This window comes from Ruegeria sp. BI7, assembly GCF_056537925.1.
This window is the reverse complement of sequence record NZ_JBQFSK010000003.1, coordinates 169,777-194,334: the sequence shown is the minus strand read 5'-3', so window position 1 is coordinate 194,334 and position 24,558 is coordinate 169,777. Positions and strand designations below refer to the sequence as shown.

Sequence of the window (24,558 nt, the reverse complement as noted above, 5' to 3'; positions counted from 1 at the left end):
ACGTGTACTGGATTATATGCCTGGCCCGAGGCCGGTTGCACCGGATAGTTCCCGACGGTCCGGCCCGCAATTCAGAGAACGCGCCAATCAAAAAAGTAACCGGCTTTTTGCGCCAAAGACATTGGGGGTAACGCCTTTGACCATAGTTCTCTGAAATATTCGCACCCGATAATGCCGCGTGATGCGGGACCCTATGGGATGTCTTGACGTCGTGGCGGGTGCTTGGGTCCCCGCCATATCTGTGAGTGGCGGTCAGAGCGCGCGGCACCCCGATTTGCCAGCGCTCGTCACCCAGCCATCTTTCAACTTAGAGCTGTTTGAGCGTTTTCCAAGCCCGTCGATCAGATTGTGAACAGCTGTCGGCCAGGGCTTGCCGATTGGCAGGTAAAATTGCAGTGAATTCAGCCGATGTCGCGAGAAGCGGCGACTTGTTCCCGCGGTTCACCGCATTAAGATGCGCGCTGGCTGATAGAATAGGGGGCTGCCATGCCAGACAATTTGTTTTCTCTTCCCGATCCGGTTGTGATTCCGATGCAGGGGCAGGATGCGTCTTATCCGGTGGGGCGAATTTTCTGTGTGGGCCGTAACTATGCCGCTCATGCCGCCGAAATGGGGCACGAGGTCGACCGCGAAGCCCCCTTTTATTTCACCAAATCAGCGCCAAACGCAGTTCTGACTGGTGCGTCTGTGCCATACCCGCCGGGGACCGAGAATTTTCATTACGAGATGGAGCTGGCTGTAGCCATCGGCAAGCCCGTTTTCCGCGCCACCAGTGCGCAGGCCTGGGACGCCGTCTATGCCTATGGCTGTGCCCTGGACATGACCCGTAGGGATCTGCAAATCCGAGAGCGCAACAAACAGCGACCCTGGGATCTGGGTAAGGACCTTGAGGCCGGCGCAGTGTTTGCGCCCCTGACCTCGGCTGCGGACTGGTCACCGCAAGACAACACACGCATTCATCTAAGCGTGAACGGCGACATTCGTCAGGATGCCACGCTGAGCGAACTGATCTGGAAGATCGACGAAATCATCAGCCATTTGTCCGGATATTACCATCTGCGTCCAGGTGACCTGATCCTGACGGGCACACCCGCCGGTGTTGGCCCAGTGCAGGCTGGGGATGTGATCGAAGGGGGGATTGACGGGTTGCAGCCGATCCAATTGACGCTGACGGATTCAGAATAGACCCTATTTAGGGTCTTTCAGCCAATCGGTTGCGAATTCAATACCGTCCAATCCAGCAAACCGGCGGACGCGGTCCATCTCGGCCTCCAGCCTGCGTGTCCGCGCGTCGGACCAGCGCACGGATCGCTCTGGCCATAACGCGTTGATCTGTAGAATGCCACGGTCGCGCTGGGCTTTCATATCGATCCGGCCAATCAATCGGTCCCCTTCCAGCAGCGGAAACACGTAATAGCCATAGGTCCGTTTGGCGGCGGGAACGAAGACCTCAATCCGATAATGGAACCCGAACAGACGTTCCGCGCGGTTGCGGTCGCGCAGCATCGGGTCAAAGGGGCTAAGCACGCGAATGCGGCTGGACGGCGAAGGCGGGTTTTTCTCGGCCAAATCCGGGCGCGCGAGCAGTTTGCGGATTCTTCCATCGGCACAGGTGACTTCAATCTCCTCCAGAATGCCCTGTGTTAGACCCTTATTACACCAGTTCTTGGCCTCGCTAACACTGACCGTATCCCAGAATGCCGCCAGCTCTCCGGGTGTTGCAAATCCCAGCCGGTCCAACGCTGCTTTGCACAACCAATCCATGGTTTCCTCGGGGTTGCAGGGCATGTTGCCAGGACACAGATGCGTCTCGATGACCCGTTCGGTCAGATCGTATTGCTTTTGAAATCCGTTGCGGCCAACCACGGTCAGCGCGCCCGACCGCCACAGGAACTCAAGCGCCGTTTTCGATGGGTGCCAATCCCACCAACCGCCCGAGCCCTTTTTCTCGTCCTTGCCCACATCCGAGGACGAGACCGGGCCATGATCGCGGATATGTTGCAGGACAGAGGCAAACTGCTGCTCAAACCCATCCCGGCGCCAATTTTTCCACCGGGATTTCAACAATACCTCATCACGTTGAAATCGCAGATGCCAATGGGGGTAAAACTCTATCGGGATGACAGCAGCGTCATGAGTCCAGTGTTCAAACAGCGCCTTGTCACGTTCGTAAAGCTGTTTGAGGTTTTTGGCGCGATAGGATGGCCTGCGCGAATACAGGATCATGTCATGGGCGCGCGCCACGGTATTGATACTGTCCAGCTGAACAAAGCCCAGTCGGTGGATCAAATCCAATAAATCCGCACCTTTGGCCCCGCCCGAAGGCGGTTCGGCCAGCGCATGGTGATCCATAAACAACGCGCGGGCCGTTTTGTTGTCCAGCCGCCGCGGCGCCATGAGTTTAGCGCCGCTTCAGGGTGTCGCCGTAGCTGATCTTGGGGGTCAGTGTCAGACGCGTGTCGACCTCGGTATTCGGATCGGCCAATTGCGTGGCGATAATCTCGGCCGCCTTGCGCCCGATCTCAAGACGGCAGGCATCCATCGTGGCAAGCTTGCGTGGTAACCCCTGCAGCAGTTCCACATTGTTGAACCCGGCCAGACCGATCTGTCCCGGTATGTCGATGCCCTGTTCCAGCAGGTACAGCAATCCACCAGCACCAATCATATCATTGGAATAATACAGGAAATCTAGGTCGGGCGAACGATCCAGCATGGTCTGCGTCATCTCGCGCCCTTTGGCCAGGGCCGAGCCGCCGGAGTAGAACTCGCGATCTTCGATCTCGATCCCGTTCTTGCCCAGCACTTCGGTAAAACCTTCAAAGCGTTTCCGCGCGCGGTGGTCCAACGGCATCTTGGTGCCCATGAAACCGATATGTTGATAACCCGCTTTCAGGATCGCAGCAGCCATTTCACGCCCGGCACGGCGGTGTGAGATGCCGACCATCGCGTCCACTGGTTTGCCGTCAGTATCCATGATCTCGACCACCGGAATTCCGGCTGAATCCAACATTGCGCGGGCGGCTTCGGTATGTTCCAGTCCCGCGATGATCACACCCGACGGCCGCCACGAGAGCATCTCGTAAAGGACCTTTTCTTCTTTCTCGGGCAGGTAATCGGTGACGCCGACCACGGGCTGCAATTCAGTGTCTTCCAACACCTGATTGATACCGGTCAGAACCTCGGGAAAGACCATATTGGACAGCGACGGGATAATCACCGCAACCAGATTTACGCGGCTGGAAGCCAGCGCGCCTGCAATCTTGTTAGGAACGTATCCCAACTCTTTCGCGGCAGCCAAAACGCGGGTGCGGGTGGCGTCGGACACGTCACCTCGGTTCCTCAGAACGCGGCTGACTGTCATTTCGGACACTCCTGACGCTTCCGAGACATCACGAAGGGTAAGCGGACGTTTTGTTTCTGTGGTCACGGAGGGCACCTGCACTGTTGTTTTGCCCGATGGTAGCGTGAACGGGACTTGATTTACAACTGTTGTGCAAAGGTCATGACAACCTGAAAAAACCGGGTTACAGAGAGCCTTGCGCGGCCCCGTGGCTCAACTGGATAGAGCAGCCCCCTCCTAAGGGGCAGGTTGCAGGTTCGAATCCTGCCGGGGTCGCCAAGTTTGCTGAAACACAGCTATAGGCGGCCGGGCGGTCAGGTAGTGTACGACGACATTCAAGAATAGGCGTCAGCGGTTTGATCGGTCAGCTTGCCCGATGCCAGCGCTGCCAGTGCAACCATCGCGGCTGCGGTGCCCAGGACCAGGGAAAGACCTCCGATTTGATAGGTCAGCCCGGACAGGACGGTGCCCACAAGACGGCCCGTCGCGTTGGCCATGTAGTAAAATCCGACATCCATCGTCACCCGTTCCGATTTTGTGAAGGCCAGGATCAAGTAGGAATGCAGCGATGAGTTGACTGCGAACACCGCGCCGAACAGCAGCAGGCCCAGAACCAGCGTGACGGTTAACCATGTTTCGGGGTCTGAAGAGAACAGCACCACAATCGTCAATGCGGCGGGTACGCAAAACAAAGCTGCGGCCCAGCTGCGGGCGGAGCGGATCAGGTCTGCTTCGCTGCGTTCACTGGCGCGCAGAATCTTGGGCGCGCTGGCTTGAACAGCGCCGTAGAGGATAACCCAAACCGCCATGAAAGAGCCGATCATGAAAAAGGCTGCGCGGTTTCCTTCTTGGGTGCCGTCGGACAGCACGGCGTAGAAATAGATCGGGATGCCGACCACGAACCACACGTCTCGGGCGCCAAAAAGAAAGACACGCGCCGCCGAAAGCCAGTTCACATTGGCGGACTTCGAGAACACCTCGGAGAATTTTGCCCCCTTGCGGCCCATGGGCAGACCTGCGGGCATGAACAGTATTACTCCAATCAATATCAGCGCCAGAACTGCGGCCATAATCAGGATCGCCATCATGAATCCCGAGGTGGCCAACATCACCGCACCCAGCAGAAAGCCCAGCCCTTTCACCGCATTCTTGGATCCGGTCAGCACCGCCACCCAACGAAACAGCCCGCCCCCCTCGGTGGGTGCCAGCAGTTTCACGGAAGATTTCGAGGACATCTTGGCCAGGTCCTTGGCCACGCCGCTGGCCCCTTGCACCATCATCACAAAGGTCACCGATGCTGCGATGGTCCAATTCGGGTCCAGTTGCGTCATCGCCAGTAAGGCCAGAACCTGAAGTCCCAGACCGGCATAAAGCGTCGAGGTCAACCCGAAGCGTGCCGCAATCCAGCCCGCCGTCAGATTGGTTACGATCCCTGCGACCTCATACAAAACAAACAGATAGGCCAGCTGCACCGGGGAAAAACCCAGCGAATGAAAATGCAACAGCACCAACATGCGCAACGCACCGTCGGTCAGCATAAACGCCCAATAGGCGGCTGTGACCGCGATATAGGCCGACAGACCCTCGGGCCGTTGTGTCACAGCCCCGACCCAACCATCAGGGCAACGTCCACCAGGCGGTGCGCATAACCCATTTCATTGTCGTACCAGGCATAGATCTTTACCTGCGTTCCGTTCACCACCATGGTCGAAGGCGCATCCACGATCGAAGAGCGTGTATCATTGGTGTAGTCGGTCGACACCAAAGGCCGCGTTTCATAACCCAGAATACCTTTCATGCCCCCTTCGGCAGCGGCTTTGAACAGGGCGTTGACCTCTTCAGCAGTTGTTTCCCGCTCGACTTCGAACACGCAATCGGTCAGCGAGGCGTTCAGCAACGGCACACGCACCGCATGGCCGTTCAGCCGCCCCGTGAGTTCGGGGTAGATCAGCGTGATTGCGGTGGCCGATCCTGTGGTGGTCGGGATCAGAGAATTCAACGCCGAGCGTGCGCGGCGTAGGTCCTTGGCCGGTCGATCCACGATGGTTTGCGTGTTGGTCACGTCGTGGATTGTGGTCATCGATCCGTGTCGAATGCCCAGGTTATCATGGATCACCTTGACCACCGGCGCCAGGCAGTTGGTGGTGCATGAGGCAGCGGTGACGATTAGGTGCTTGTTCGGGTCATAGGTGGCATCGTTGACGCCCACGACGATGTTTGCGGTGGGCCCATCCTTGACCGGGGCCGAGACGACAACCTTTTTCACGCCAGCCTCGAAATAAGGGGCCAACTTGGCCTCAGTCTTGAATACGCCTGTACAATCGATAACCACATCGACACCGTCCAGTGGAAGGGCATTCAGGTCCTTGGTGCCAATAAAAGGCAGGCGGGTGCCATTGATCGTGACACTCTCTGCGTCATGCTCGAAATTGGCATCCCAGCGGCCATGCACGGTGTCAAACTCCAGCAGATGCGCGTGCATTTCGGGGTCGCCCACTGCATCATTGATCCAGGCGATCTTGGCGCCTTTTTCCAGCAATGGTTTCAAGGCCAGCTTTCCCATCCGGCCCAAACCGTTCAGTGCGTAGGTTGTCATAGTTTTTCCTCGACAGGCGTTCTGCCGATGTCATCGACAGCAGATTGCAATGCGATCCGGTCAAGACTTTCGACCGGCAAAGAGGTGAAGGCTTCGATCCGGCGCTTGAGCGCGCCATAAGTGTTCTGGAAGGCCAGGCTTTTTTCGGCGTCTGTGCCTTTGGTCTGGACCGGATCGATCATACCCCAGTGGCCGCTGATCGGCTGACCTTCCCAGGCGGGGCATTCTTCGTTTGCGGCCTTGTTGCAGACAGTAAAAACGAAATCCAACTCGGGCGCGTCGGGGCCCGAGAATTCAGATATGCTTTTGGACCGTAGACCCGAGGTGTCATGACCCTTGTCCTCAAGCACTTGCATGGCCATCGGATTCAGCTCGGAAAACGATTTTGTGCCAGCTGAGTAGACGTTGAACCGGTTCCCGGCGATGTCTCGCAGCAGGGTCTCGGCAAAAATGGAACGTGCCGAGTTGCCTACGCAGATAAACAACACGTTGAATTTGCGGCCCGTTATTGCGCCGTTTCCTTGCTCGGATGGCATGCAGATATCAGGGCGGCCACGGCAGCAATCGTTCAGCAGGAAGCCCAGCATGTTCTGCACGTTCTTCATTTCAACCGAATAAAGCAGGGAAGTCCCCGACCGTTTCTGCGTCACCAACCCGGATCGTTGCAATGCGTTCAGATAGTTCGACAGAGTGCTGGGTTTGATACTCAGCTCTGTCGCCAATTCACCCGCCGGAACGGCGTCAGGAAAGCGTCGCATCAAAATACGAAACACCGAAATACGTTGCGGGTGGCCAAGGACAGCGAGTTGGTTTGTTATTCGATTTATCATATTTCATGAAATATCGAAATAATACGCAAGCAACAATCCCTAACCCGCGCCGTTACAATAAATTCACATTCGTTGTCACTGAATGTTCGCGTTGGGGTCGAGCGGCCAACAGCGCAGCTTGCCCAAACGCGTGGAAAAAGCACGAGGAAACCAAAAAGAAGTAGGCTTGCGCGTACCACCCCGACCGTTTAAACGAACCCTCGCTTGCCTCAATAGCTCAGCTGGTAGAGCAGGTCCTTCGTAAGGACAAGGTCGGGGGTTCGAGTCCCTCTTGAGGCACCACATGCATTCCCGAATCGTGTTCCGGTAGCCGCTTAGGCGCGTTTTTCGCCTATTGTTGTGACGCCGAGAACCGACAGAACCTTGGCTTCGATCTGTTCGGCATTCATGCCCGCAACGGCATACATGTCCGCTGGGCTGGCCTGATCGATGAAGATATCCGGCAGCACCATCGAGCGGTATTTCAGCCCGTGATCGAACACACCCGCATCCGCCAATAGCTGTGCCACGTGGCTACCAAATCCGCCAACGGCACCTTCTTCGATGGTGATCAGAGCCTCGTGGTTAGCGGCCAGATCAAGGATCAGATCACAGTCCAGCGGTTTGGCGAAACGGGCGTCGGCGATGGTGGGTGTGATCCCGCGGGCTGAAAGGGCCTCGGCGGCCTTCTGCACCTCGGCCAAGCGGGTGCCAAAGGACAAAAGCGCCACGCGCGCACCTTTTTGGATCATGCGGCCTTTGCCGATCTCAAGCACCTCGCCTCGTTCAGGCAGGTCGACGCCCACACCCTCGCCGCGCGGATAGCGGAACGCAATGGGACCGTCATCATGGGCCGCCGCCGTGGCCACCATGTGCATCAGTTCGGCCTCATCCGCAGCGGCCATGACGGTCATGCCGGGCAGGTTGGCAAGATAGGCAATATCGAAGGATCCCGCATGGGTTGCGCCATCAGCACCCACCAGCCCTGCCCGGTCGATGGCAAAACGCACCGGCAGGCGCTGAATGGCCACGTCATGCACCACCTGATCATAGCCGCGCTGCAAAAAGGTCGAATACATCGCGCAGAACGGTTTCATACCGCCAGCCGCCAGCGCCGCCGCGAAGGTCACGCCGTGCTGTTCCGCAATTGCGACGTCGAAACAGCGCGACGGGTAGCGTTCGGCAAACAGGTTCAACCCGGTGCCATCCGGCATTGCGGCCGTGACCGCAACGATCTTGTCATCGCGCCCCGCCTCATCAACCAGCGCTTTGCCAAAGACCGACGTATATGACGGCGCGTTGGACGGGGCCTTTTTCTGCTCGCCCGTGACCACGTCAAATTTCGCGGTGGCGTGGCCCTTGTCGCGGGCCTGCTCGGCGGGCGCGTAGCCTTTGCCCTTTTTTGTCAGCACATGGATCAGGATCGGACCGGTTGCCCGTGCTTTGACCGTGCGCAAAACCGGCAGCAACTGATCCATGTCGTGACCGTCGAGAGGCCCGATATAGGAAAAGCCAAGCTCTTCGAACAGCGTGCCGCCCACCGCCATGCCTTTCAGCATTTCCTTGGCCCGTTTCGCACCTTCTCGGAACGGTTCAGGCAGAAGCGAAACCGCACCCTTGGCAGCCGCTTTCAATTCGTGGAACGGGGCTTCGGTATAAATTCGCGACAGATAGCTGGACAGTGCACCGACGGGTGGGGCGATGCTCATCTCATTGTCATTAAGGATGACGATCAAGCGTTTACCCAGATGACCGGCGTTGTTCATCGCCTCAAAGGCCATACCCGCCGACATCGACCCATCGCCGATCACGGCAATTGCGTCACCCAGCCCTTCGGGCGTGACGCCTCCCAGATCGCGAGCCACGGAAAACCCAAGTGCGGCGCTGATCGAGGTTGAGCTATGCGCCGCCCCAAACGGATCATACGGGCTTTCGCTGCGCTTGGTGAACCCGCTCAGCCCGTCCTTCATGCGCAGGGTTCGGATACGGTCGCGTCGTTCGGTCAAGATCTTATGCGGATAACACTGATGCCCCACATCCCAAATGATCTTGTCGCGGGGCGTGTCGAACACCGCATGTAACGCGGTGGTCAGCTCGACTACACCTAGGCCCGCGCCCAAGTGCCCACCTGTGACGGATACGGCCGAGATCGTTTCGGTTCGCAATTCCTGTGCCACCTGATGCAGCTGCACGTCCGAGAACTGCTTGAGATCCGCAGGGCGGTTCACAAGGTCCAGCAAAGGCGTTTTCGGGCGGTCAGACATTTGGCGTTCCTGGCTTAGCTGTCCCGGGCAATAACGAAGCGGGCGGCGTCCTTCAAGGTTTCTGCCGATGCGCCATAGCCGTCCAGTGCGGCGCAGCCTTGATCCACCAGTTCCGCCGCACGGGCTTTGGCTGCTTCCAGACCCAACAGTGAAACAAATGTGGCCTTGCCAGCCTGGGCATCCTTTTGCAGGCGTTTTCCAGCCTTTTCGGCATCACCCTCGACATCCAGAATGTCGTCCGCGATCTGAAAAGCAAGCCCCAGTGCCCGGGCATATTGGCGCAACGGCCCGGGGTCGGCCTGCGCCAAACGTGCGCCTGCACATGCGGACCATTCAATAAGGGCACCGGTCTTACCCGCTTGAAGGCGCGTGATTTCGTCCAGGGTCAGCGGTGCTGCAGCCGTTTCCGCCGCGATATCCAGCGCCTGACCCAGCACCATACCTTGCGCTCCGCTGGCCTTGGCAAGGGTCAGAGCCAATTCTGCCCGAACCTCGGCCGTGCCGACCTCGGGACGGGTGCAGAGTTCGAAGGCCAGCGTCTGCAACGCGTCCCCGGCCAGAACGGCGGTGCCGTCGTCCCATTTCACATGAACCGTGAGTCGCCCACGGCGCAGATCGTCGTCATCCATACAGGGCAGATCGTCATGGACTAGTGAGTACGCGTGCAGTGCTTCGATCCCGGTGGCAGGCCAAACGGCGCGACTTGCATCCACGCCGTGCAGGCGCGCGCTTTCCAGCACCAGAAACCCACGCACCCGTTTGCCACCTTTGATGGCATAGGCCATCGCACGGGTCACATTCAGATCGTCCAGCGCGCCCAGAACCAGATCGAACTGATCCTGAATCCGCGCCGCATCCTGCGCTAGTTTTTCACGAAACATTTACTGACCTTCGACAGGCGTCGTCCCGGTCGGCTGACCGTTGGCGTCCAGAGTAATAGCGGCCACTTTTTCTTCGGCCCGCTTCAGTTCCTCCTCGCAGCGCTTTTTCAACGCCGCGCCGCGCTCATACAACGCGATGGACTGGTCCAGCGCCACATCGCCGCGCTCGAGCTGGCCAACAACGGCCTCAAGCTCTTTCATCGCCTGTTCGAATGTCATCTGGTCTACTGGAGTATCGGTCATCGGGCTGCCTTCATCAATTCTTCCACATGGGCGCGTGTGGCCTGGGCCAGTGCGTTCAGATCATACCCGCCTTCCAGAGTCGAGACGATACGTCCCCCGCAAAGCTCATCGGCTATTTTGCAAAGCTCCGCGGTGACCCAGGCAAAGTCACCTGTGGACCAGTTCAGATTGGCCAATGGATCGTCCTGATGCGCGTCAAATCCAGCCGAGATGATGATCAGGTCCGGCTTGAAGGCGCGCAGGCGCGGGAACGCCTGTGTTTCATAGGCCGCACGCATCTCGGCCCCGCCGGAACCGGGGGACAGGGGGATGTTGAGAATGGTCTCAAACGCGCCGGTTTCATCCGGACGCCCCGATCCGGGCCATAACGGCATCTGCTGGCTGGTGATCACAAGTGCGCGTTTCTCATCCCACAGCAAATCCTGCGTGCCATTGCCGTGATGCACGTCAAAATCAACCACTGCGACGCGGTTCAGCCCGTGATGATCCAACGCATGTTTTGCCGCCAGCGCGGCATTGCCGAACAGGCAAAACCCCATGGCGGTGTCGGTTTCGGCGTGATGCCCCGGAGGCCGGATCGCACAAAACGCATTTTGCGCCTCACCGCCCAGCACCATATCCACCGCCCGTACCACAGCCCCCGCCGCGCGATAGGCCGCATCGACCGAGCCCGGAGACATGAACGTGTCCCCGTCGATCTGGGCAAAGCCCTCCGCGGGGCACATTTTGCGCACATCCCGGATGTAGCTTTCCGGATGTATGCGCAGCAGATCGTCATCCGCCGCCAGCGGGGCTGTCACCCGGTTCAGGTCCAATGACTCCAAAGCATGCAGGATATGCTCCAGCCGGGCCACCCGCTCAGGGTGCCCATCCGGAGTGACATGCTCCAGACAATCCGCATGAGTCAAAAGGGCGGTTTTCATATCGATCCCCTGTTTATCTGGCTAAAAATACCTTCGCCGAAGGCCAATAATCGCCGCGCAGCGGCCTGATCAATCCGGCGCCAGCATATACCCGGCGCCCCGGACCGTCTGCAGATAACGTGGCTGCTTTGGGTCTTGTTCGATCTTGCGCCGCAGCCGGGTAATCTGCACATCCACCGCGCGTTCCTGCGCCTGTCCCTTGTCGCGGCCCAGATCCTCGACTAGCTTGGCGCGGCTGATAGGCTCACCGGGTTGGGTCGAGAAGATCTTCATCAACTGGCTTTCCGTCGCAGTCAGACGCACCGGTTCTTCGCCCTGCCACATCTCACCACGTTCCACGTCATAGCGGATCGGGCCGAGGGTCAGAATCTTGGTCGCCGTATCCTGGGCAGGCGTTTCGGGCATCCGCCGCAGAATAGCGTTGATCCGCAACAACAGCTCTTTCGGCTCAAACGGTTTGGCCAGGTAATCGTCCGCACCGGCCTCAAGCCCCGCGATCCGGTGTTCGGTCTCACCACGCGCGGTCAACAGCAGGATCGGGGTTGAATGGGTTTCGCGCAGCGTTCTGGTCAGGCTTACGCCGTCTTCGCCCGGCATCATCACGTCCAGAACGATCATGTCGAAGTCCAGCCCCGACAATACCCGCCGCGCATGGGCGGCATCACGGGCGGCGGTCACCAGAAACCCGCTGCGCATCAGGAATTTCTTGAGCAGATCACGAATACGCTCATCGTCGTCGACGATCAGCAGATGGGCATCCAAATCGCTCATGAGGTCGTATCCCGCAGTTTCGTGTAAGCATGACGCATATCAGCATCCATCATTGCTTCAAGTACTTTACGAAATCCTGATACTGCCTCTGGGCCCGCATCCTTGTAGGCGGCGCGCATTCGCACCCGCTGAGCCTCAGAGAGTTTGGCCTCAAGCGCCTTGCCTTTTTCGGTCAGAAACAGATGGCGTTCGCGCTTGTCCACTGTGCCCACGCGGCTTTCGACCAGCCCGTCATCGATCAAGGTCCGCAGCACCCGGTTCAGCGACTGTTTCGTCACGCCAAGGATTGCCAGCAAGTTGTTCACGGTCGTTCCTGGCGCACGGTTGATGAAATGAACGGCGCGGTGATGGGCTCGACCATAGGCGAGTTGCGCCAGAATGCGATCAGGATCGGCGGTAAAGCCCCGGTAAGCGAAAAACATCGCTTCGATCCCTTGTCGCAACTGTTCGTCGGTCAAAAACAAAAGGCTTTCACCGCCAAACACTTGGGCGGGGCGCGTATCCGACATCATTTGCCTCATTCGTTACTCAGGACCGACTTTATGTCAGCGTTATTGACATTCCAAGAGTGGACAGGTATCGAACCGCAGTTTCTGCGCAACTTTATGTCCGCATCGGACTTAAATGGCGCAACAAGCGAAAAATTCAACCCAGTTCAGGAGGTTTCGCATGGCGGGGTATGATGATCGTGACGGCGTGATCTGGATAGACGGTGAACTGGTGCCTTGGCGCGATGCCAATGTACACATCCTGTCTCATGCGATGCACTATGCGTCCTCGGTGTTCGAAGGTGAGCGCGCATATAACGGCAAGATCTTCAAAAGCCGCGAGCATTCCGAGCGTCTGATCGCATCTGCCGACGCGCTGGACATGCCGATGCCTTATACGATCGATCAGATCGAAGCCGCCAAGGAAGAAACCCTGAAAGCCAGCGGTCTGCAGGACGCCTATGTGCGGGTGCTGGTCTGGCGCGGTTCGGGCGAAGATATGGGCGTGGCCTCGGCCCGAAACCCGGTACGTATGGCTGTCGCGGTTTGGCCTTGGGGCGCCTATTATGGCGACGCTAAGATGCAAGGCGCCAAGCTGGACATCGCCGAATGGAAACGCCCAAGTCCGGAAACCATCCCGGTTCACGCTAAGGCGGCGGGTCTCTACATGATCTGCACCATTTCCAAGCACAAGGCCGAGGCCAAGGGCTGCTCGGACGCGCTGTTCATGGATTACAACGGCTATGTGGCCGAGGCGACCGGTGCCAACGTGTTCTTCGTCAAGGATGGCGAGGTACATACTCCGTTGGCCGATTGCTTCCTGAACGGCATCACCCGTCAGACCGTGATCCAGATGCTGAAAGACAAGGGCATCAACGTGATTGAACGTCGTATCAAGCCCGAAGAAATGGCTGATTTCGAGCAATGCTGGCTGACCGGCACAGCGGCCGAGGTCACTCCGGTGGGGCAAATCGGCGACTACACTTTCGAAGTCGGAGATCTGACCCGCGAGATCGCTGCAGATTATGAGGCGCTGGTTCGCGCCTGATCTGACCAGAAACGCACAGTTTTGAACCCCCGCGTTTCGTGGGGGTTTTTCTTTGCCTGCCGTTCAAGTTCTTGTGCAGATCGTTCAACGGGCTGGACGGCAGCGCAGGCAGCGATAGGTTACGCCCATGTTGGACCTGCTCAGCGATATCCTCACCCGCCTGTCCTTGCGGGGGACATTCTACTTCCGCACGTCATTCACGCCGCCTTTCGGTATCCAGGTCCCTGCCTATCAAAATGTCGCCCGGTTCCACTTTGTTCAGCGCGGCGAATTGAAGGTTTACGTCTCTAACACAGGGGAAACGCTGCGGCTCAAGCAAGGCGATTTGATCCTGATCCCGCACGGGGCCGCGCACGCGCTGCTGTGCAATGAGATCAAGCCACTGGACGCGTTGCCATTAGAGCAGGTTCTGGAGGAGGCCGGTTATCAGGGCGATGGCGTCCTGATTTACGGGGGCGAGGATAAAAGCCGCGATACTCAGCTGGTGTGCGGCCATTTCTCATTCACTGGTCCGCCGGGACGAAGGGGCGCAGGTCATATGCTGATCGACCGCTTGCCGTCGTACATTCTGATCGAAAACTACGGCGAAGAGGCCGGTGCCTGGATCGAAGCGACCCTGCGCATGATCGGGTCCGAGATCAACGGTGCCCGTATCGGGGGCGACCTGATCGCCCTGAAACTGTCCGAAGTGCTATTTGCGCAAGCTATACGCGCCCATCTGGAATACCAAAGCCCCAGCGATACCGCCTTGGCCGGGTTCGCTGATCCGCGCATCTCGCGGGCGCTGACCGCCTTTCATCAGGCCCCCGCACAGGAATGGAGTGTCGAGTCACTGGCGCGTGAGGCCGGGATGTCACGTACCGCCTTCGCGCAGTTGTTTGCCGAGAAGATGAACGCGACCCCCATGCAATATCTGACGGATTGGCGTATGCAGATCGCCTGTCACGGCCTGACTGAGAATCGCTGGAACGTGGCGGATGCGGCGGCCGAGGTTGGCTATGCGTCAGAAGCGGCCTTTTCCCGCGTGTTCAAGAAACAGATTGGCCTGTCTCCGGCAGCTTACCGGTCCATGCACTGATCCGCTGGATTTTCGAACGATCTGCAATGTTTCGCGAACGATCCAGAATTAAACGTCCGACTATCCAATCTTAACTTGGTGCCATGCCAAATTAGGAAAGGAAAAAACAATGTCTGTCCGTTTTGTTACCCGCACTGTGCATGCTTATCTTGATTATCCGGTTGCTCTGGCGCTGATGGTGTTGCCTTTTGTTTTAGGGTTGGGGCAATCCAACCCAATGGCGTTGTGGCTGTCGGTAGTCACCGGTGTCGCGGCGCTTGTTCTGACCGTGCTGACCGACCACCATCTCGGCGTCTGGCGGGTTCTGCCCTATAAATTCCACCTGGCGGTTGATTTGCTCGTCGGCGTCACGTTCCTGGCCGCGCCTAGCCTGTTTGGTTTTACGGGGCTGGACGCAATTTACTACTGGCTGAATGGTGCGGCGGTGGTTGCTGTGATCTCGCTTAGCGCGTCGGAACAGGGCGCAACCGCCTGAGTGTGAAATACGCCCACTTTTATGTCTGTGAGTCGCTTGTTTTAAGAACAGGCGGCTCATCCGCTCATCAAACGCATCACACCTGATCACACGGCGCTTTTGCCCTTGCAATTCCCGACTAAAATAATCAGATAAAAAGCAACGCTGGGTATGATACTATCCGGCACCGAATTTCGAGGCGGTTTGCGGGCTTAGCGCATGACTTGGTGAGAGCCCGCCGCCGCCTCGGAAACGAAACAGACTGGCATGGAAAGAGCTTGGTATGGGCGATCCGCTGGACGAAATCATGGCACGGTACGAGGCCGCAACCGCGTGTGGCTGCTGTTGTGACGACGATTTTTGCGCCTATGTCGACAAGAAAAAACCTGCCACAGATGCCAAGTCAACCGACCGTTTACCTGACAGCGTCGCCAGCCAACGCGGGTCTGTCCGTTTTCTCAATGAAAATCAGGCGGTGTAACAGCCCCGAATTGGGGCTGTTTAGACTTTGTTTTCAGAAATCTACGCCGCGCTGGGCTTTGATACCGGCTTGGAACGGGTGCTTTTCTTCGGTCATTTCGGTAACCAGATCGGCATAGTCGCGCAGCGCTTGCGGGGCGTCGCGCCCGGTCAGGAAAACGCTGGTCTTTTCCGATCGTTCGTTCAGACCGCCAATCACCTGATCAACCGACAGGTATTCATAGCGCAGGGCGATGTTGATCTCATCCAGAACCACCAGATCATAATCCCCGCTGGCCATCAGCGCGCGGGCCTTGTCAAAGGCGGCATTAGCGGCGGCGATGTCACGCTCGCGGTCTTGGGTGTCCCAGGTAAAGCCCTCGCCCATCGTGTGCCAGGTGACCAGATCACGTTCTTCAAAGAAACGCCGCTCGCCGGTTTTCCACTTGCCCTTGATGAACTGGACCACGGCGACCTTCTGCCCCCAACCCAGGGCGCGGATCACCACGCCAAAAGCAGCCGAGGATTTGCCCTTGCCTTTGCCGGTGTTGATCAGCACCAGCCCACGGTCGGGATCGACCGCCTCTGAGACTTTCTTGCGGTGCTGAGCCTGCACCTTTTGCATCTTTTCCTTGTGATCCTGCGCGTCGCTCATGGGGAACCCTCATTTTGTGTCGCGCCACACCCTAGGGGAAGTTTGGCAAAGGTAAAGGTCAGGCTTTTGGGTCTGTGACGGCGCGGGCGCGTCCGCGTTCCAGACCCAGCTGATGTTCGCGCCAGATCACCACGATATTGCCGGCGATCACCAGCGCCGCACCGATCAACATCACCAGTGTTGGCAGTTCGCTGAACCAGACATAACCGATGACAATGGCAAACAACATCGAAGTATAGTCGTAGGGCGCCAGCATCGACGCCTGACCAAAGCGATAGGACGAGGTCACTAGAATCTGTGCCACACCGCCGATCAACCCAGCCAGAATCAACACGGCGGCTTGCTCCCACGTTGGCAGGACCCAGCCCCAGAAAACGGTCAGACCGGACAGCAAGGTCGCGGTCATCGAGAAATAAAACACAATGGCCGCCGGGTGGTCGACCTGCACCAACTGCCGGATGTGAATCTGCACAAAGGCGCGTGCAACGGTCGCCCCTAGAATGCACAGCGCGCCGATGGTGGCGGCGGCCTCCATGTTGTTGCCGCCCAGTCGGGGCCAGATCATGATCAGAACACCCAAGAGGCCAATGGCCACGGCGGCAATCCGAATCTTGCGGATGCGCTCGCCCAACATGATCGCGGCCAGAATCAGGGTGAAAATCGGGGTCGCGTAACCAATTGCCGTGGCCTCGGGCAGGGGGATCAGGCCAAGGCCAGTAAAGGTCAGCCCCATCGCTGTGGTCCCCAGTACGCCGCGCCAGAAGTGACCCATGGGTTTGCGCACGACAAAGCCTTGCGCCAATTCTCCGCGTGAGATCAGCCAGATGACGATCACTGGAATGGCGAACAGTGATCGGAAAAACACCATCTCTCCCGGCGGAAAGTGATCAGACTGCGACTTGATCAACCCGGCCATCACGGTGAACAAAAACACCGCGCTCGTTTTCAGAGCGACGGCCAGCAGCGGTCGATGCGATGTTAACGGTTTTGCCATCGGCGCGAACCTGCGCCTTTGTTCGACAAAGATCAACGCGTGGAATCAGGAATTTGTCCAGTCCGCAGGCAGAGACTGGCCGATCTCGTCCGCGAAGTCCTCCAGAAAGCGGATCATCAGCTCGATGCGTTGTCGTGCAAGGGTTTTTCCGCCCTCGGTCAGCATGTCACTGGGCAGGCCCAGCAGCTTTACCTTCCAGTGATCCAGCGAATAAGTCAGATCGTCCAAGGACCGACTTGCGGCAAACGGATCTGCCGGATCGTACAGCGCCCGTCCCAAAGCGCCTGAAACCGAAAAGTTCCGCGCAATGCCAATCGCGCCCAGCGCGTCCAGCCGATCCGCATCGCGTAAGATGCAGGCCTCGGGTGAGACTGGCGTGATATTGGCAGAGAAGCTGTGTGCCTCAATCGCATGCTGAATTGCGCGAACTTGGTCTGGGCTATAGCCAAGTTTGCCCAGTATAGGCTCTGATTCCTGCGCGGACTGGCGGGATGCCAGATGGCGATCCGGGTCGTCTTTGGACAGGTTCACCAGATCATGCAGATAGCTGGCGGCCAGCAACACGGGCATGTCGGTCTGATCGTCCGCAATGGCCTGCGCGTTCACCCAAACCCGGTCCAGATGGGCCAGATCATGCGCCGGGTCGGTCTCCATCCGCTGCGCGACGACGGCGCGCAGGCGCGCGCGCAGATCAGCCGATCCGTCCACGGTTCTCTCCGATCTGGCCACGGTGCAGCAGCAAGTGGTCGAGGATGACGCAGGCCATCATTGCCTCGCCCACGGGCACAGCACGGATGCCGACGCAAGGATCGTGGCGCCCTTTTGTAATGATCTCGGTTTCTTCACCGGATTTAGTGATGGTTTTGCGGGTGGTCAGGATCGACGAGGTCGGCTTCACCGCAAATCGCACCACAAGATCCTGCCCAGTCGAGATACCGCCCAGAATACCGCCCGCATGGTTGGAGCTGTATTGCGGACCGTCCTGCCCCATGAAAATTTCGTCTGCGTTGGCTTCGCCGGTCAGTTCGGCAGCGGCCATACCTTCACCGATCTCAACACCTTTGACGGCGTTTATCGACATCATCGCAGCAGCCAGATCAGTGTCTAACTTGGCATATACCGGGGCGCCGATGCCGGCAGGGACGCCTCGGGCTACCACTTCAACCACTGCGCCGACCGAATTGCCGGATTTGCGCAGATCATCCAGATAGGTCGCCCAGTCTACGGCTGCTGCCGCGTCAGGTGTCCAAAACGGGTTCTGTTCTATTTGCGACCAGTCAAAATTGGTGCGGTCAATCTTGCGCGGCCCCATTTGCACCATATAGCCAGTGATCTGCACATTGGGAGCGATCTGTTTGATTGCTTCGCGCGCCAGCCCCCCGGCGGCCACACGCGATGCGGTTTCCCGGGCCGAACTGCGCCCGCCACCGCGGTAATCCCTGATACCGTATTTCTGCCAATAGGTGATATCGGCGTGACCCGGCCGGAACTTGTCCATGATATCGCCGTAGTCTTTTGAGCGTTGATCGGTGTTCTCGATCATCAGTTGCACGGGCGTGCCGGTGGTCTGGCCTTCGAACACGCCGGACAGGATTTTAACCTGATCAGGCTCACGTCGCTGGGTAGTGAATTTGTTCTGCCCTGGTTTGCGCTTGTCCAGCCAGTGCTGAATCATCGCCTCGTCAATCGCAACGCCCGGCGGGCAGCCATCGACGGTGGCACCCAAAGCGGGCCCGTGGCTTTCGCCCCAAGTGGTGACGCGGAAGAGGTGTCCAAAGCTGTTCATCGACATGGGGCATGCTCCTTTGCGCGTCGTGATTAGCGGGCAAGGCCCGCGGCCTCAAGCGGATTTGCGGTTGGGGCCGTTTGACCCCAACCTTGTTCACATCACGCAGCTGCCGCCAACCCGGCGCGGGTCTGGGTGATTTTCAGCGCCGCCTGTGCGGCTTCGCGGCCCTTTTGCACAAAGTGGTCGCGGTAGATGGCATTGTGGTGGTCGGTTTCCTGATACTGGTGCGGGGTCAGCGATACCGATAGGACCGGAATACCTGTGTCCATCCCAGCGCGCATTAGCCCGTCAACCACGGCTTGGGCAACGAAATCGTGCCGGTAGATACCGCCATCCACGACGAATGCGGCGCAGGCGACCGCGGCATAACGCCCGGTTTGGGCCAGGTCGCGGGCCAGCAGCGGCATCTCGAACGCGCCGGGGACGTCATAAACGTCGACCTGCTCGGCGGGAATGAGGTCCAGAAACCCATCCAGCGCGCGGTCAACGATATCGGAATGCCAGTTGGCTTTGATAAAAGCATAGCGGGTGTGTGTCATCATGATCTCCTTTCGTAACAGACACGTCACCCAAGGCGATCACGAGCAAATACGCCGTATCACCGGCGTTACTTGCACGTTCTCTTTCATCCGGACTGTAACCGTCGGCTCTGGCCTCTCACCAGATCTGCTGACACCCCGGTCAACGGGGCCGCTCGCGGGCTTACGGGTCTTGGCCCGCATACCGCCGGTGGGGAATTTCGCCCCGCCCTGAGAACGGGATCGACATTGCCAAGGCCCGCGCGGTTCCGCAAGGGTGAAGGTGCTGGCAATTGATGGGTTTTGTTTCAAACCAGCTGCTGTAGGGTTTCTGAAGCCAAGGAGAATGTGAATGAAACTCTATCACAGCCCGATGTCCCCCTATGTGCGTAAGGTTATGGTTTTGCTGCATGAAGCCAACCAACTTGACGATGTCGAGGTGATGACCATTGCCAATACGCCGTTGGATCCCTCCGATTCCCTGCTGGGCAAAGTGCCGTTGACCAGAATCCCCGCGTTGGAGCGGTCCGATGGCCCGACATTGTTCGACAGTCGGGTGATCTGCGCCTTTCTGGATGCACGCGCCAAGGCCGGGATGTACCCCGAGGGTTCCGGGCGCTGGGACGTGCTGACACTGGAAGCGCTGGCAGACGGTATTATGGATTCAGCTTTGGCGGTCGCCTATGAAGAGCGTTTCCGCCCCGAGGATAAGCAGTGGGACCTTTGGAAGGATGCGCAATGGGGTAAGATCGAACGCGCCTGCGCTGCGCTGAACCAACGGTGGATGGCCCATTTGGCGGGCCCGCTGGATATGGGCCAGATCGCTGTGGCCTGCGCACTGGGGTATCTGGACATGCGGCATGATGCGCGTGGCTGGCGTAAGGGCAATGATGCGTTGGCCGCGTGGTACGCGGATTTCAGCGAACGGCCAAGCATGGTTGCCACCCGCCCGCCAGCCTAGGAAACAGGCCCCGCGCCGAGGATGGGGCGGAGCCTTTTGCATTACTGGCTGCTGAAGGTGGCCAGATAGGCAGCAATGTCTTCGGCCCCTTTCTTCAGCTTCACGCTCATGTTCGGGCGTGCGGTTTCGTCATTCAGGTAATCCTGAATAAACCCAATCGGGTCTTGCGAGTAAGCGATGATATTTTCCTCGGTCCACACAAGCCCTTCGTTGCCCGCACGGATCATGTCATCAGTGAACATTCCGATGGGCAGGCGTTCGCTTCCGTAAAGATAATCAGTCTCGGATCCGGCAACACGACCTACCACACCATACAGATTCGGCCCGGTTATGCCGCCTTTGACCAAAATTTCTCCATCTTTGATGATCGCGTGGCAAGAAGAGCAGCGGTTATATAGTTTTTCACCCTTAGCCGGATCGCCAACGGCCACGGCCTGAGACGCGATGGCCAGAAAAAGGGTCAGCGTTGGTGCAAAAAGTTGTGACACGGGGTTTGACATTGAAAACGTCCTGCAGAGGTTGGAATTTCCTTGCCTTTCGTGGATTCCCGTTAAAAGTGCAATCGAATTCAGACGTATATAACCCGTTATAAAATATACATTTTTAACTCAGTTTTTAATTGGTCACACATTCCAGAAAAGTGGAAAATAGGGTGGCAGAATCTGGTCTGAATCTTGCCCGATGCCCGCTTTCTTGCGGGGCAAAACCCAGTTCTGCATGCCGGTTTCGCCCTCAGTATGCCTCATCCGAATCACATGGGCAGCAGGTTTAGACAGGCGGCTGGTTCCCCCGCTTAAATCCGCCCCCATCTTGAAAAAATACCCCGTCGTTGTGACATGAATGCCCTGTTGAGGCGTCCTGCGCGCCTATGACCGCTGGACGAACCGATTTCTCCCGGCTAGATAGCCGCGATGAGACGCCGCTTTGATGCGGTGCTGATGCATGTTTGCCCGCAATCGCGGGCGCCGGAATCGGAGAAAACCTCGTGTCCCACGCAGAAGACCACGAAGGCACCCGCAGAGATTTCCTCTACTACGTCGCAGGCGGCGCAGGTGTCGTTGCGACGGGTGCAGCCGTATGGCCCCTGATCAACCAAATGAACCCATCGGCAGACGTTCAGGCGCTGTCCTCGATTCGCCAGGACGTCAGCGGTGTCGAGCCGGGCACGCAGCTGACCGTCAAATGGCTGGGCAAGCCTGTATTTATCCGTCACCGTACCGGTGCTGAGATCCAAGAGGCTCAGGAACAGGACGCCGAAGGCGTAGATGCACTGCCTGATCCGCTGGCGCGCAACTTCAACCTGCCCGCCGATGCGCCTGCGACTGACGCCAACCGCGTGATGCCGTCGCCCGAAGGCGAAGCGCCCGGCGCATGGATTGTTCAGATGGGCGTTTGCACCCACCTGGGCTGTGTCCCACTGGGCGATGCGGGTGATTTTGGTGGCTGGTTCTGCCCCTGCCACGGTTCGCACTATGACCTTGCCGGTCGTATCCGCAAAGGCCCCGCGCCTGAAAACCTGCCCGTTCCGCCCGTTGAATGGGTGGATGCGACAACCATCAAGCTCGGCTAAGGGAGACCCAGATGTCCGGAATTCCCCACGATCATTACGAGCCGAAGACAAATGGCGAGAAGTGGCTGAACAGCCGTCTGCCGATCGTCGGCCTGCTGTATGACACCCTTATGATCCCAACGCCTAAGAACCTGAACTGGTGGTGGATCTGGGGCATCGTCCTGGCGTTCTGCCTGGCGCTGCAAATTGTCACCGGTATCGTTCTGGTGATGCACTACACCCCGCATGTCGATCTGGCCTTTGCCAGCATCGAACACATCATGCGCAACGTGAATGGCGGCTATATGCTGCGCTACCTACACATGAATGGCGCATCGCTGTTCTTTGTTGCGGTATACATCCACATCTTCCGTGGCCTGTTCTACGGCTCGTACAAAGCCCCGCGTGAGATCACGTGGATCATCGGGATGCTGATTTACCTGATGATGATGGGCACCGCCTTCATGGGCTACGTTCTGCCTTGGGGTCAGATGTCCTTCTGGGGTGCGACCGTGATCACCGGCCTGTTTGGCGCGATCCCGTTCGTGGGTGACGCGATCCAGACCTGGCTGCTGGGCGGACCCGCGGTGGACAACGCCACGCTGAACCGCTTCTTCTCGCTGCACTACCTGCTGCCGTTTGTCATTGCGGCGCTGGTGATCGTGCATATCTGGGCCTTCCACACCACTGGCAACAACAACCCAACAGGTGTTGAAGTGCGCCGCGGTTCGAAAGCCGAAGCCGAGAAAGACACGCTGCCATTCTGGCCGTACTTCGTGATCAAGGATCTGTTCGCATTGGCTGTGATCCTGGTTGTGTTCTGGGCGGTCGTCGGTTTCATGCCGAACTATCTGGGCCACCCGGACAACTATATCGAAGCCAACCCGCTGGTGACGCCTGCGCACATCGTGCCCGAATGGTACTTCCTGCCGTTCTACGCGATTCTGCGTGCCTTCACTGGTGAGGTCTGGGTTGTGCAGTTCGCCAGCTTCATCACCGGTGGCATCGTCGACGCCAAATTCTTTGGTGTGATCGCGATGTTTGGTGCGATCCTGGCCATGGCGCTGGCGCCGTGGCTGGACACGTCGACTGTGCGTTCGGGCAAATACCGCCCGCTGTTCAAATGGTGGTTCTACCTGCTGATCATCGATTTCTTTGCCCTGATGTGGCTGGGTGCGATGCCCGCGGAAGAGCCCTATGCGACCTTCTCGCTGATCGCGTCCGCCTACTGGTTCGCCTATTTCTTCGTGATCCTGCCGATCCTTGGCGTGATCGAGAAACCTCTGGCCCAGCCCGAGACCATCGAAGAAGACTTCAACGCGCATTATGGCAAGGCTGACGCCGACGCCACGCCGGCCGAGTAAGAAGAGGGACCGGAAACATGTTCAAGAAACTTGCAATCGGTGCCGCGTTTGCTCTCGCCCTTGCTCCTGCTGCGTCTTACGCGGCAGGCGGCGGCGAACAGCATATCGAGGACTTCCACTTCTCGTTCGAGGGGCCGTTTGGCACCTGGGATCAGAACCAGCTGCAGCGCGGTCTCCAGATCTATACCGAGGTTTGCGCGGCTTGCCACGGCCTGAGATACGTGCCCCTGCGCGACCTTGAAGCGCTGGGCTATTCGGAAGAAGAAGTCATCGCCTATGCGGCGGGCAACTTCGAAGTGTTCGACCCCGAGCTGGACGATTTCCGCCCGGCCATTCCGACCGATCACTTCCCGGCAAATGACGGTGTTGGCGCACCGGACCTGAGCCTGATGGCCAAGGCCCGTGCGGGCTTCCACGGTCCTTACGGTCTGGGCATCAACCAGTTCTTCAAAGGCATGGGTGGCGCGGAATACATCGCCTCGCTGCTGGATGGCTATACCGGCCATGAAAAAGAAGAGGCCGGCACGATCCTGTACGAAAACACCGCCTTCCCAGGCGGCTGGATTTCGATGGCACCGCCCCTGGCCGAAGATCAGGTGGAATTCGCCGATGGTCACCCGGCCACGGTCGAAGCGTTGTCCGAAGACATCGCGGCCTTCCTGATGTGGACCGCCGAGCCGAAGATGATGGAGCGCAAATACTCGGGCTTCGTCGGTGTCATCTTCCTGTCGCTGTTGTCGGTGCTGTTGTACCTGGTCAACAAGCGTCTGTGGGCAGGTGTGAAAGGCAAGAAGACCGTCTGATCGGAGCTTGCTCCAGAATGTTACGAGGCCCGGTGTTCAACACCGGGCCTTTTTCGTTGCTATTGGGGTAAATCTTTGTTTGAATTAAAGAATACGACGCGGCACTAATTTAGTGCTGTTTGGTGTTAGCAGATGACTCCCAAGTATCGGGGCGGATTCAAGATTGACCGCTGCGCGTCTCATTTAGAGAAACGCAACTGGGTCAACTATGAGAAAAAAACTTAACTGCATTCGTTCCCAAAAATGGAAACTTCAGAATGGTCGCTGCTACTATTGCGGCTTTTTGATGTGGTCTGGCAATCAATCTCTATTTGCGAAGACTCTCGGGGTAAGCACCGCTTGTGTTAGCAGGCTTCAATGCACCGCGGAGCATCTTAATGCACGGTCAGACGGTGGTTTGGACTCCGACGCTAACATTGTTGCCGCCTGTCTGCACTGCAACAGAACGCGTCACAAAGCAGCGACAATTCTGGGACCGCATCCGTACCGCCTAAAGGTCCAGGACAGAATATCGGCTGGGAAATGGCATCCAAGGTGCCTTTGGGGGGCCGCGCCGTGATTTCGGCCAATG

General features: G+C 58.2%; 27 protein-coding genes, 2 tRNA genes and 1 riboswitch. Of the genes, 12 read left to right on the top strand and 17 right to left on the bottom strand.

Going from position 1 to position 24,558, the window contains the following annotated elements:
- Window positions 1–486: 486 nt before the first annotated feature.
- On the top strand, window positions 487–1,185 hold the full coding sequence (locus ACR0JB_RS10450) for a fumarylacetoacetate hydrolase family protein (RefSeq protein WP_170396752.1): 699 nt from the start codon (window positions 487–489) through the stop codon (window positions 1,183–1,185).
- A 3-nt stretch (window positions 1,186–1,188) separates the two neighbouring features.
- On the opposite strand, the gene ACR0JB_RS10445 is transcribed toward ACR0JB_RS10450, so the two are convergent.
- Window positions 1,189–2,397, bottom strand: coding sequence for a winged helix-turn-helix domain-containing protein (locus ACR0JB_RS10445; protein WP_170396750.1), 1,209 nt, complete (start codon window positions 2,395–2,397; stop codon window positions 1,189–1,191).
- Window positions 2,398–2,401: 4 nt separating this feature from the next.
- Window positions 2,402–3,427 (bottom strand): LacI family DNA-binding transcriptional regulator, encoded by a 1,026-nt coding sequence (locus tag ACR0JB_RS10440; protein WP_170349630.1) that lies wholly within the window; start codon window positions 3,425–3,427, stop codon window positions 2,402–2,404.
- A 115-nt stretch (window positions 3,428–3,542) separates the two neighbouring features.
- On the opposite strand from ACR0JB_RS10440, the gene ACR0JB_RS10435 reads away from it, so the two are divergent.
- A tRNA-Arg gene (locus ACR0JB_RS10435) sits at window positions 3,543–3,619 on the top strand.
- A 56-nt stretch (window positions 3,620–3,675) separates the two neighbouring features.
- Here the strand turns inward: ACR0JB_RS10435 and arsJ are convergent.
- The 3 genes from arsJ to ACR0JB_RS10420 are packed head-to-tail and all read right to left on the bottom strand — an operon-like array spanning window position 3,676 to window position 6,766.
- Entirely contained in the window at window positions 3,676–4,941 is a 1,266-nt protein-coding gene (gene arsJ, locus ACR0JB_RS10430) for an organoarsenical effux MFS transporter ArsJ (RefSeq protein ID WP_480789898.1), read from the bottom strand.
- A complete protein-coding gene (locus tag ACR0JB_RS10425) occupies window positions 4,938–5,936 on the bottom strand; it encodes an ArsJ-associated glyceraldehyde-3-phosphate dehydrogenase (RefSeq protein ID WP_170396746.1) in 999 nt (332 codons plus the stop codon). Before ACR0JB_RS10425 ends, arsJ begins: the two co-directional genes overlap by 4 nt.
- A complete protein-coding gene (locus ACR0JB_RS10420) occupies window positions 5,933–6,766 on the bottom strand; it encodes an arsenate reductase/protein-tyrosine-phosphatase family protein (RefSeq protein WP_170396744.1) in 834 nt (277 codons plus the stop codon). The genes ACR0JB_RS10425 and ACR0JB_RS10420 overlap by 4 nt, the downstream gene beginning before the upstream one ends.
- Before the next feature lie 206 nt (window positions 6,767–6,972).
- Between ACR0JB_RS10420 and ACR0JB_RS10415 the strand changes: the two genes are divergently transcribed.
- A tRNA-Thr gene (locus ACR0JB_RS10415) sits at window positions 6,973–7,048 on the top strand.
- Window positions 7,049–7,080: 32 nt separating this feature from the next.
- Here ACR0JB_RS10415 and dxs read toward each other — a convergent pair.
- From dxs to ACR0JB_RS10385, 6 genes are all read right to left on the bottom strand, one after another.
- A complete protein-coding gene (gene dxs, locus ACR0JB_RS10410; protein ID WP_170506293.1) occupies window positions 7,081–9,009 on the bottom strand; it encodes a 1-deoxy-D-xylulose-5-phosphate synthase in 1,929 nt (642 codons plus the stop codon).
- 14 nt (window positions 9,010–9,023) lie between these two features.
- The gene (locus tag ACR0JB_RS10405; protein ID WP_170506290.1) at window positions 9,024–9,890 is read right to left on the bottom strand and encodes a polyprenyl synthetase family protein; all 867 of its coding nucleotides are present in this window, start codon (window positions 9,888–9,890) and stop codon (window positions 9,024–9,026) included.
- The gene (locus ACR0JB_RS10400; RefSeq protein WP_058282745.1) at window positions 9,891–10,133 is read right to left on the bottom strand and encodes an exodeoxyribonuclease VII small subunit; all 243 of its coding nucleotides are present in this window, start codon (window positions 10,131–10,133) and stop codon (window positions 9,891–9,893) included.
- A complete protein-coding gene (locus ACR0JB_RS10395) occupies window positions 10,130–11,056 on the bottom strand; it encodes a histone deacetylase family protein (RefSeq protein ID WP_170396735.1) in 927 nt (308 codons plus the stop codon). Before ACR0JB_RS10395 ends, ACR0JB_RS10400 begins: the two co-directional genes overlap by 4 nt.
- A 69-nt stretch (window positions 11,057–11,125) precedes the next feature.
- Window positions 11,126–11,827 (bottom strand): response regulator, encoded by a 702-nt coding sequence (locus ACR0JB_RS10390; protein WP_170349647.1) that lies wholly within the window; start codon window positions 11,825–11,827, stop codon window positions 11,126–11,128.
- Window positions 11,824–12,336: a MarR family winged helix-turn-helix transcriptional regulator gene (locus ACR0JB_RS10385; protein ID WP_170349648.1), complete on the bottom strand. Its 513-nt coding sequence runs from the start codon at window positions 12,334–12,336 to the stop codon at window positions 11,824–11,826. The genes ACR0JB_RS10390 and ACR0JB_RS10385 overlap by 4 nt, the downstream gene beginning before the upstream one ends.
- Before the next feature lie 160 nt (window positions 12,337–12,496).
- On the opposite strand from ACR0JB_RS10385, the gene ACR0JB_RS10380 reads away from it, so the two are divergent.
- The 4 genes from ACR0JB_RS10380 to ACR0JB_RS10365 all read left to right on the top strand — a co-directional run bounded on the left by ACR0JB_RS10380 (window position 12,497) and on the right by ACR0JB_RS10365 (window position 15,376).
- Window positions 12,497–13,363 carry a branched-chain amino acid aminotransferase gene (locus ACR0JB_RS10380; protein ID WP_170349649.1) on the top strand — a complete coding sequence of 289 codons (867 nt, stop codon included), beginning with the start codon at window positions 12,497–12,499 and terminating at the stop codon, window positions 13,361–13,363.
- A gap of 127 nt (window positions 13,364–13,490) precedes the next feature.
- Window positions 13,491–14,441, top strand: a complete 951-nt coding sequence (locus ACR0JB_RS10375) for an AraC family transcriptional regulator (protein WP_170349650.1) — start codon at window positions 13,491–13,493, stop codon at window positions 14,439–14,441.
- 109 nt (window positions 14,442–14,550) lie between these two features.
- Window positions 14,551–14,916, top strand: coding sequence for an SPW repeat domain-containing protein (locus ACR0JB_RS10370; protein ID WP_170349651.1), 366 nt, complete (start codon window positions 14,551–14,553; stop codon window positions 14,914–14,916).
- Between the two features lie 262 nt (window positions 14,917–15,178).
- Complete coding sequence (locus tag ACR0JB_RS10365; RefSeq protein ID WP_170506287.1) at window positions 15,179–15,376, top strand: hypothetical protein; 198 nt, start codon at window positions 15,179–15,181, stop codon at window positions 15,374–15,376.
- 33 nt (window positions 15,377–15,409) lie between these two features.
- Here the strand turns inward: ACR0JB_RS10365 and cobO are convergent, their stop codons facing one another.
- The 5 genes from cobO to ACR0JB_RS10340 form a co-directional block, all read right to left on the bottom strand.
- Entirely contained in the window at window positions 15,410–16,009 is a 600-nt protein-coding gene (cobO, locus tag ACR0JB_RS10360) for a cob(I)yrinic acid a,c-diamide adenosyltransferase (RefSeq protein WP_170396728.1), read from the bottom strand.
- Between the two features lie 58 nt (window positions 16,010–16,067).
- Window positions 16,068–17,003 (bottom strand): DMT family transporter, encoded by a 936-nt coding sequence (locus tag ACR0JB_RS10355; protein WP_170506281.1) that lies wholly within the window; start codon window positions 17,001–17,003, stop codon window positions 16,068–16,070.
- 45 nt (window positions 17,004–17,048) lie between these two features.
- Complete coding sequence (locus ACR0JB_RS10350) at window positions 17,049–17,711, bottom strand: HD domain-containing protein (RefSeq protein WP_170396726.1); 663 nt, start codon at window positions 17,709–17,711, stop codon at window positions 17,049–17,051.
- Entirely contained in the window at window positions 17,695–18,795 is a 1,101-nt protein-coding gene (aroC, locus tag ACR0JB_RS10345; protein ID WP_170396724.1) for a chorismate synthase, read from the bottom strand. Before aroC ends, ACR0JB_RS10350 begins: the two co-directional genes overlap by 17 nt.
- 95 nt (window positions 18,796–18,890) lie before the next feature.
- Window positions 18,891–19,331: a 6,7-dimethyl-8-ribityllumazine synthase gene (locus tag ACR0JB_RS10340; protein ID WP_170376366.1), complete on the bottom strand. Its 441-nt coding sequence runs from the start codon at window positions 19,329–19,331 to the stop codon at window positions 18,891–18,893.
- Window positions 19,332–19,405: 74 nt separating this feature from the next.
- Window positions 19,406–19,553: riboswitch (FMN riboswitch) on the bottom strand.
- A gap of 109 nt (window positions 19,554–19,662) precedes the next feature.
- On the opposite strand from ACR0JB_RS10340, the gene ACR0JB_RS10335 reads away from it, so the two are divergent.
- Complete coding sequence (locus ACR0JB_RS10335; RefSeq protein WP_170396722.1) at window positions 19,663–20,271, top strand: glutathione S-transferase; 609 nt, start codon at window positions 19,663–19,665, stop codon at window positions 20,269–20,271.
- Window positions 20,272–20,312: 41 nt separating this feature from the next.
- Here ACR0JB_RS10335 and ACR0JB_RS10330 read toward each other — a convergent pair whose 3' ends face one another.
- Window positions 20,313–20,771, bottom strand: coding sequence for a c-type cytochrome (locus ACR0JB_RS10330; RefSeq protein ID WP_170349659.1), 459 nt, complete (start codon window positions 20,769–20,771; stop codon window positions 20,313–20,315).
- Window positions 20,772–21,256: 485 nt separating this feature from the next.
- Between ACR0JB_RS10330 and petA the strand changes: the two genes are divergently transcribed.
- The 4 genes from petA to ACR0JB_RS10310 all read left to right on the top strand — a co-directional run bounded on the left by petA (window position 21,257) and on the right by ACR0JB_RS10310 (window position 24,546).
- Window positions 21,257–21,841, top strand: a complete 585-nt coding sequence (petA, locus tag ACR0JB_RS10325; RefSeq protein WP_170349660.1) for a ubiquinol-cytochrome c reductase iron-sulfur subunit — start codon at window positions 21,257–21,259, stop codon at window positions 21,839–21,841.
- A gap of 11 nt (window positions 21,842–21,852) precedes the next feature.
- Window positions 21,853–23,184, top strand: a complete 1,332-nt coding sequence (gene petB, locus ACR0JB_RS10320; protein ID WP_170349661.1) for a cytochrome b — start codon at window positions 21,853–21,855, stop codon at window positions 23,182–23,184.
- A gap of 17 nt (window positions 23,185–23,201) precedes the next feature.
- Window positions 23,202–23,987, top strand: coding sequence for a cytochrome c1 (locus ACR0JB_RS10315; RefSeq protein WP_170396720.1), 786 nt, complete (start codon window positions 23,202–23,204; stop codon window positions 23,985–23,987).
- Between the two features lie 208 nt (window positions 23,988–24,195).
- Window positions 24,196–24,546, top strand: coding sequence for an HNH endonuclease (locus ACR0JB_RS10310; RefSeq protein WP_170396718.1), 351 nt, complete (start codon window positions 24,196–24,198; stop codon window positions 24,544–24,546).
- Window positions 24,547–24,558: the final 12 nt, after the last annotated feature.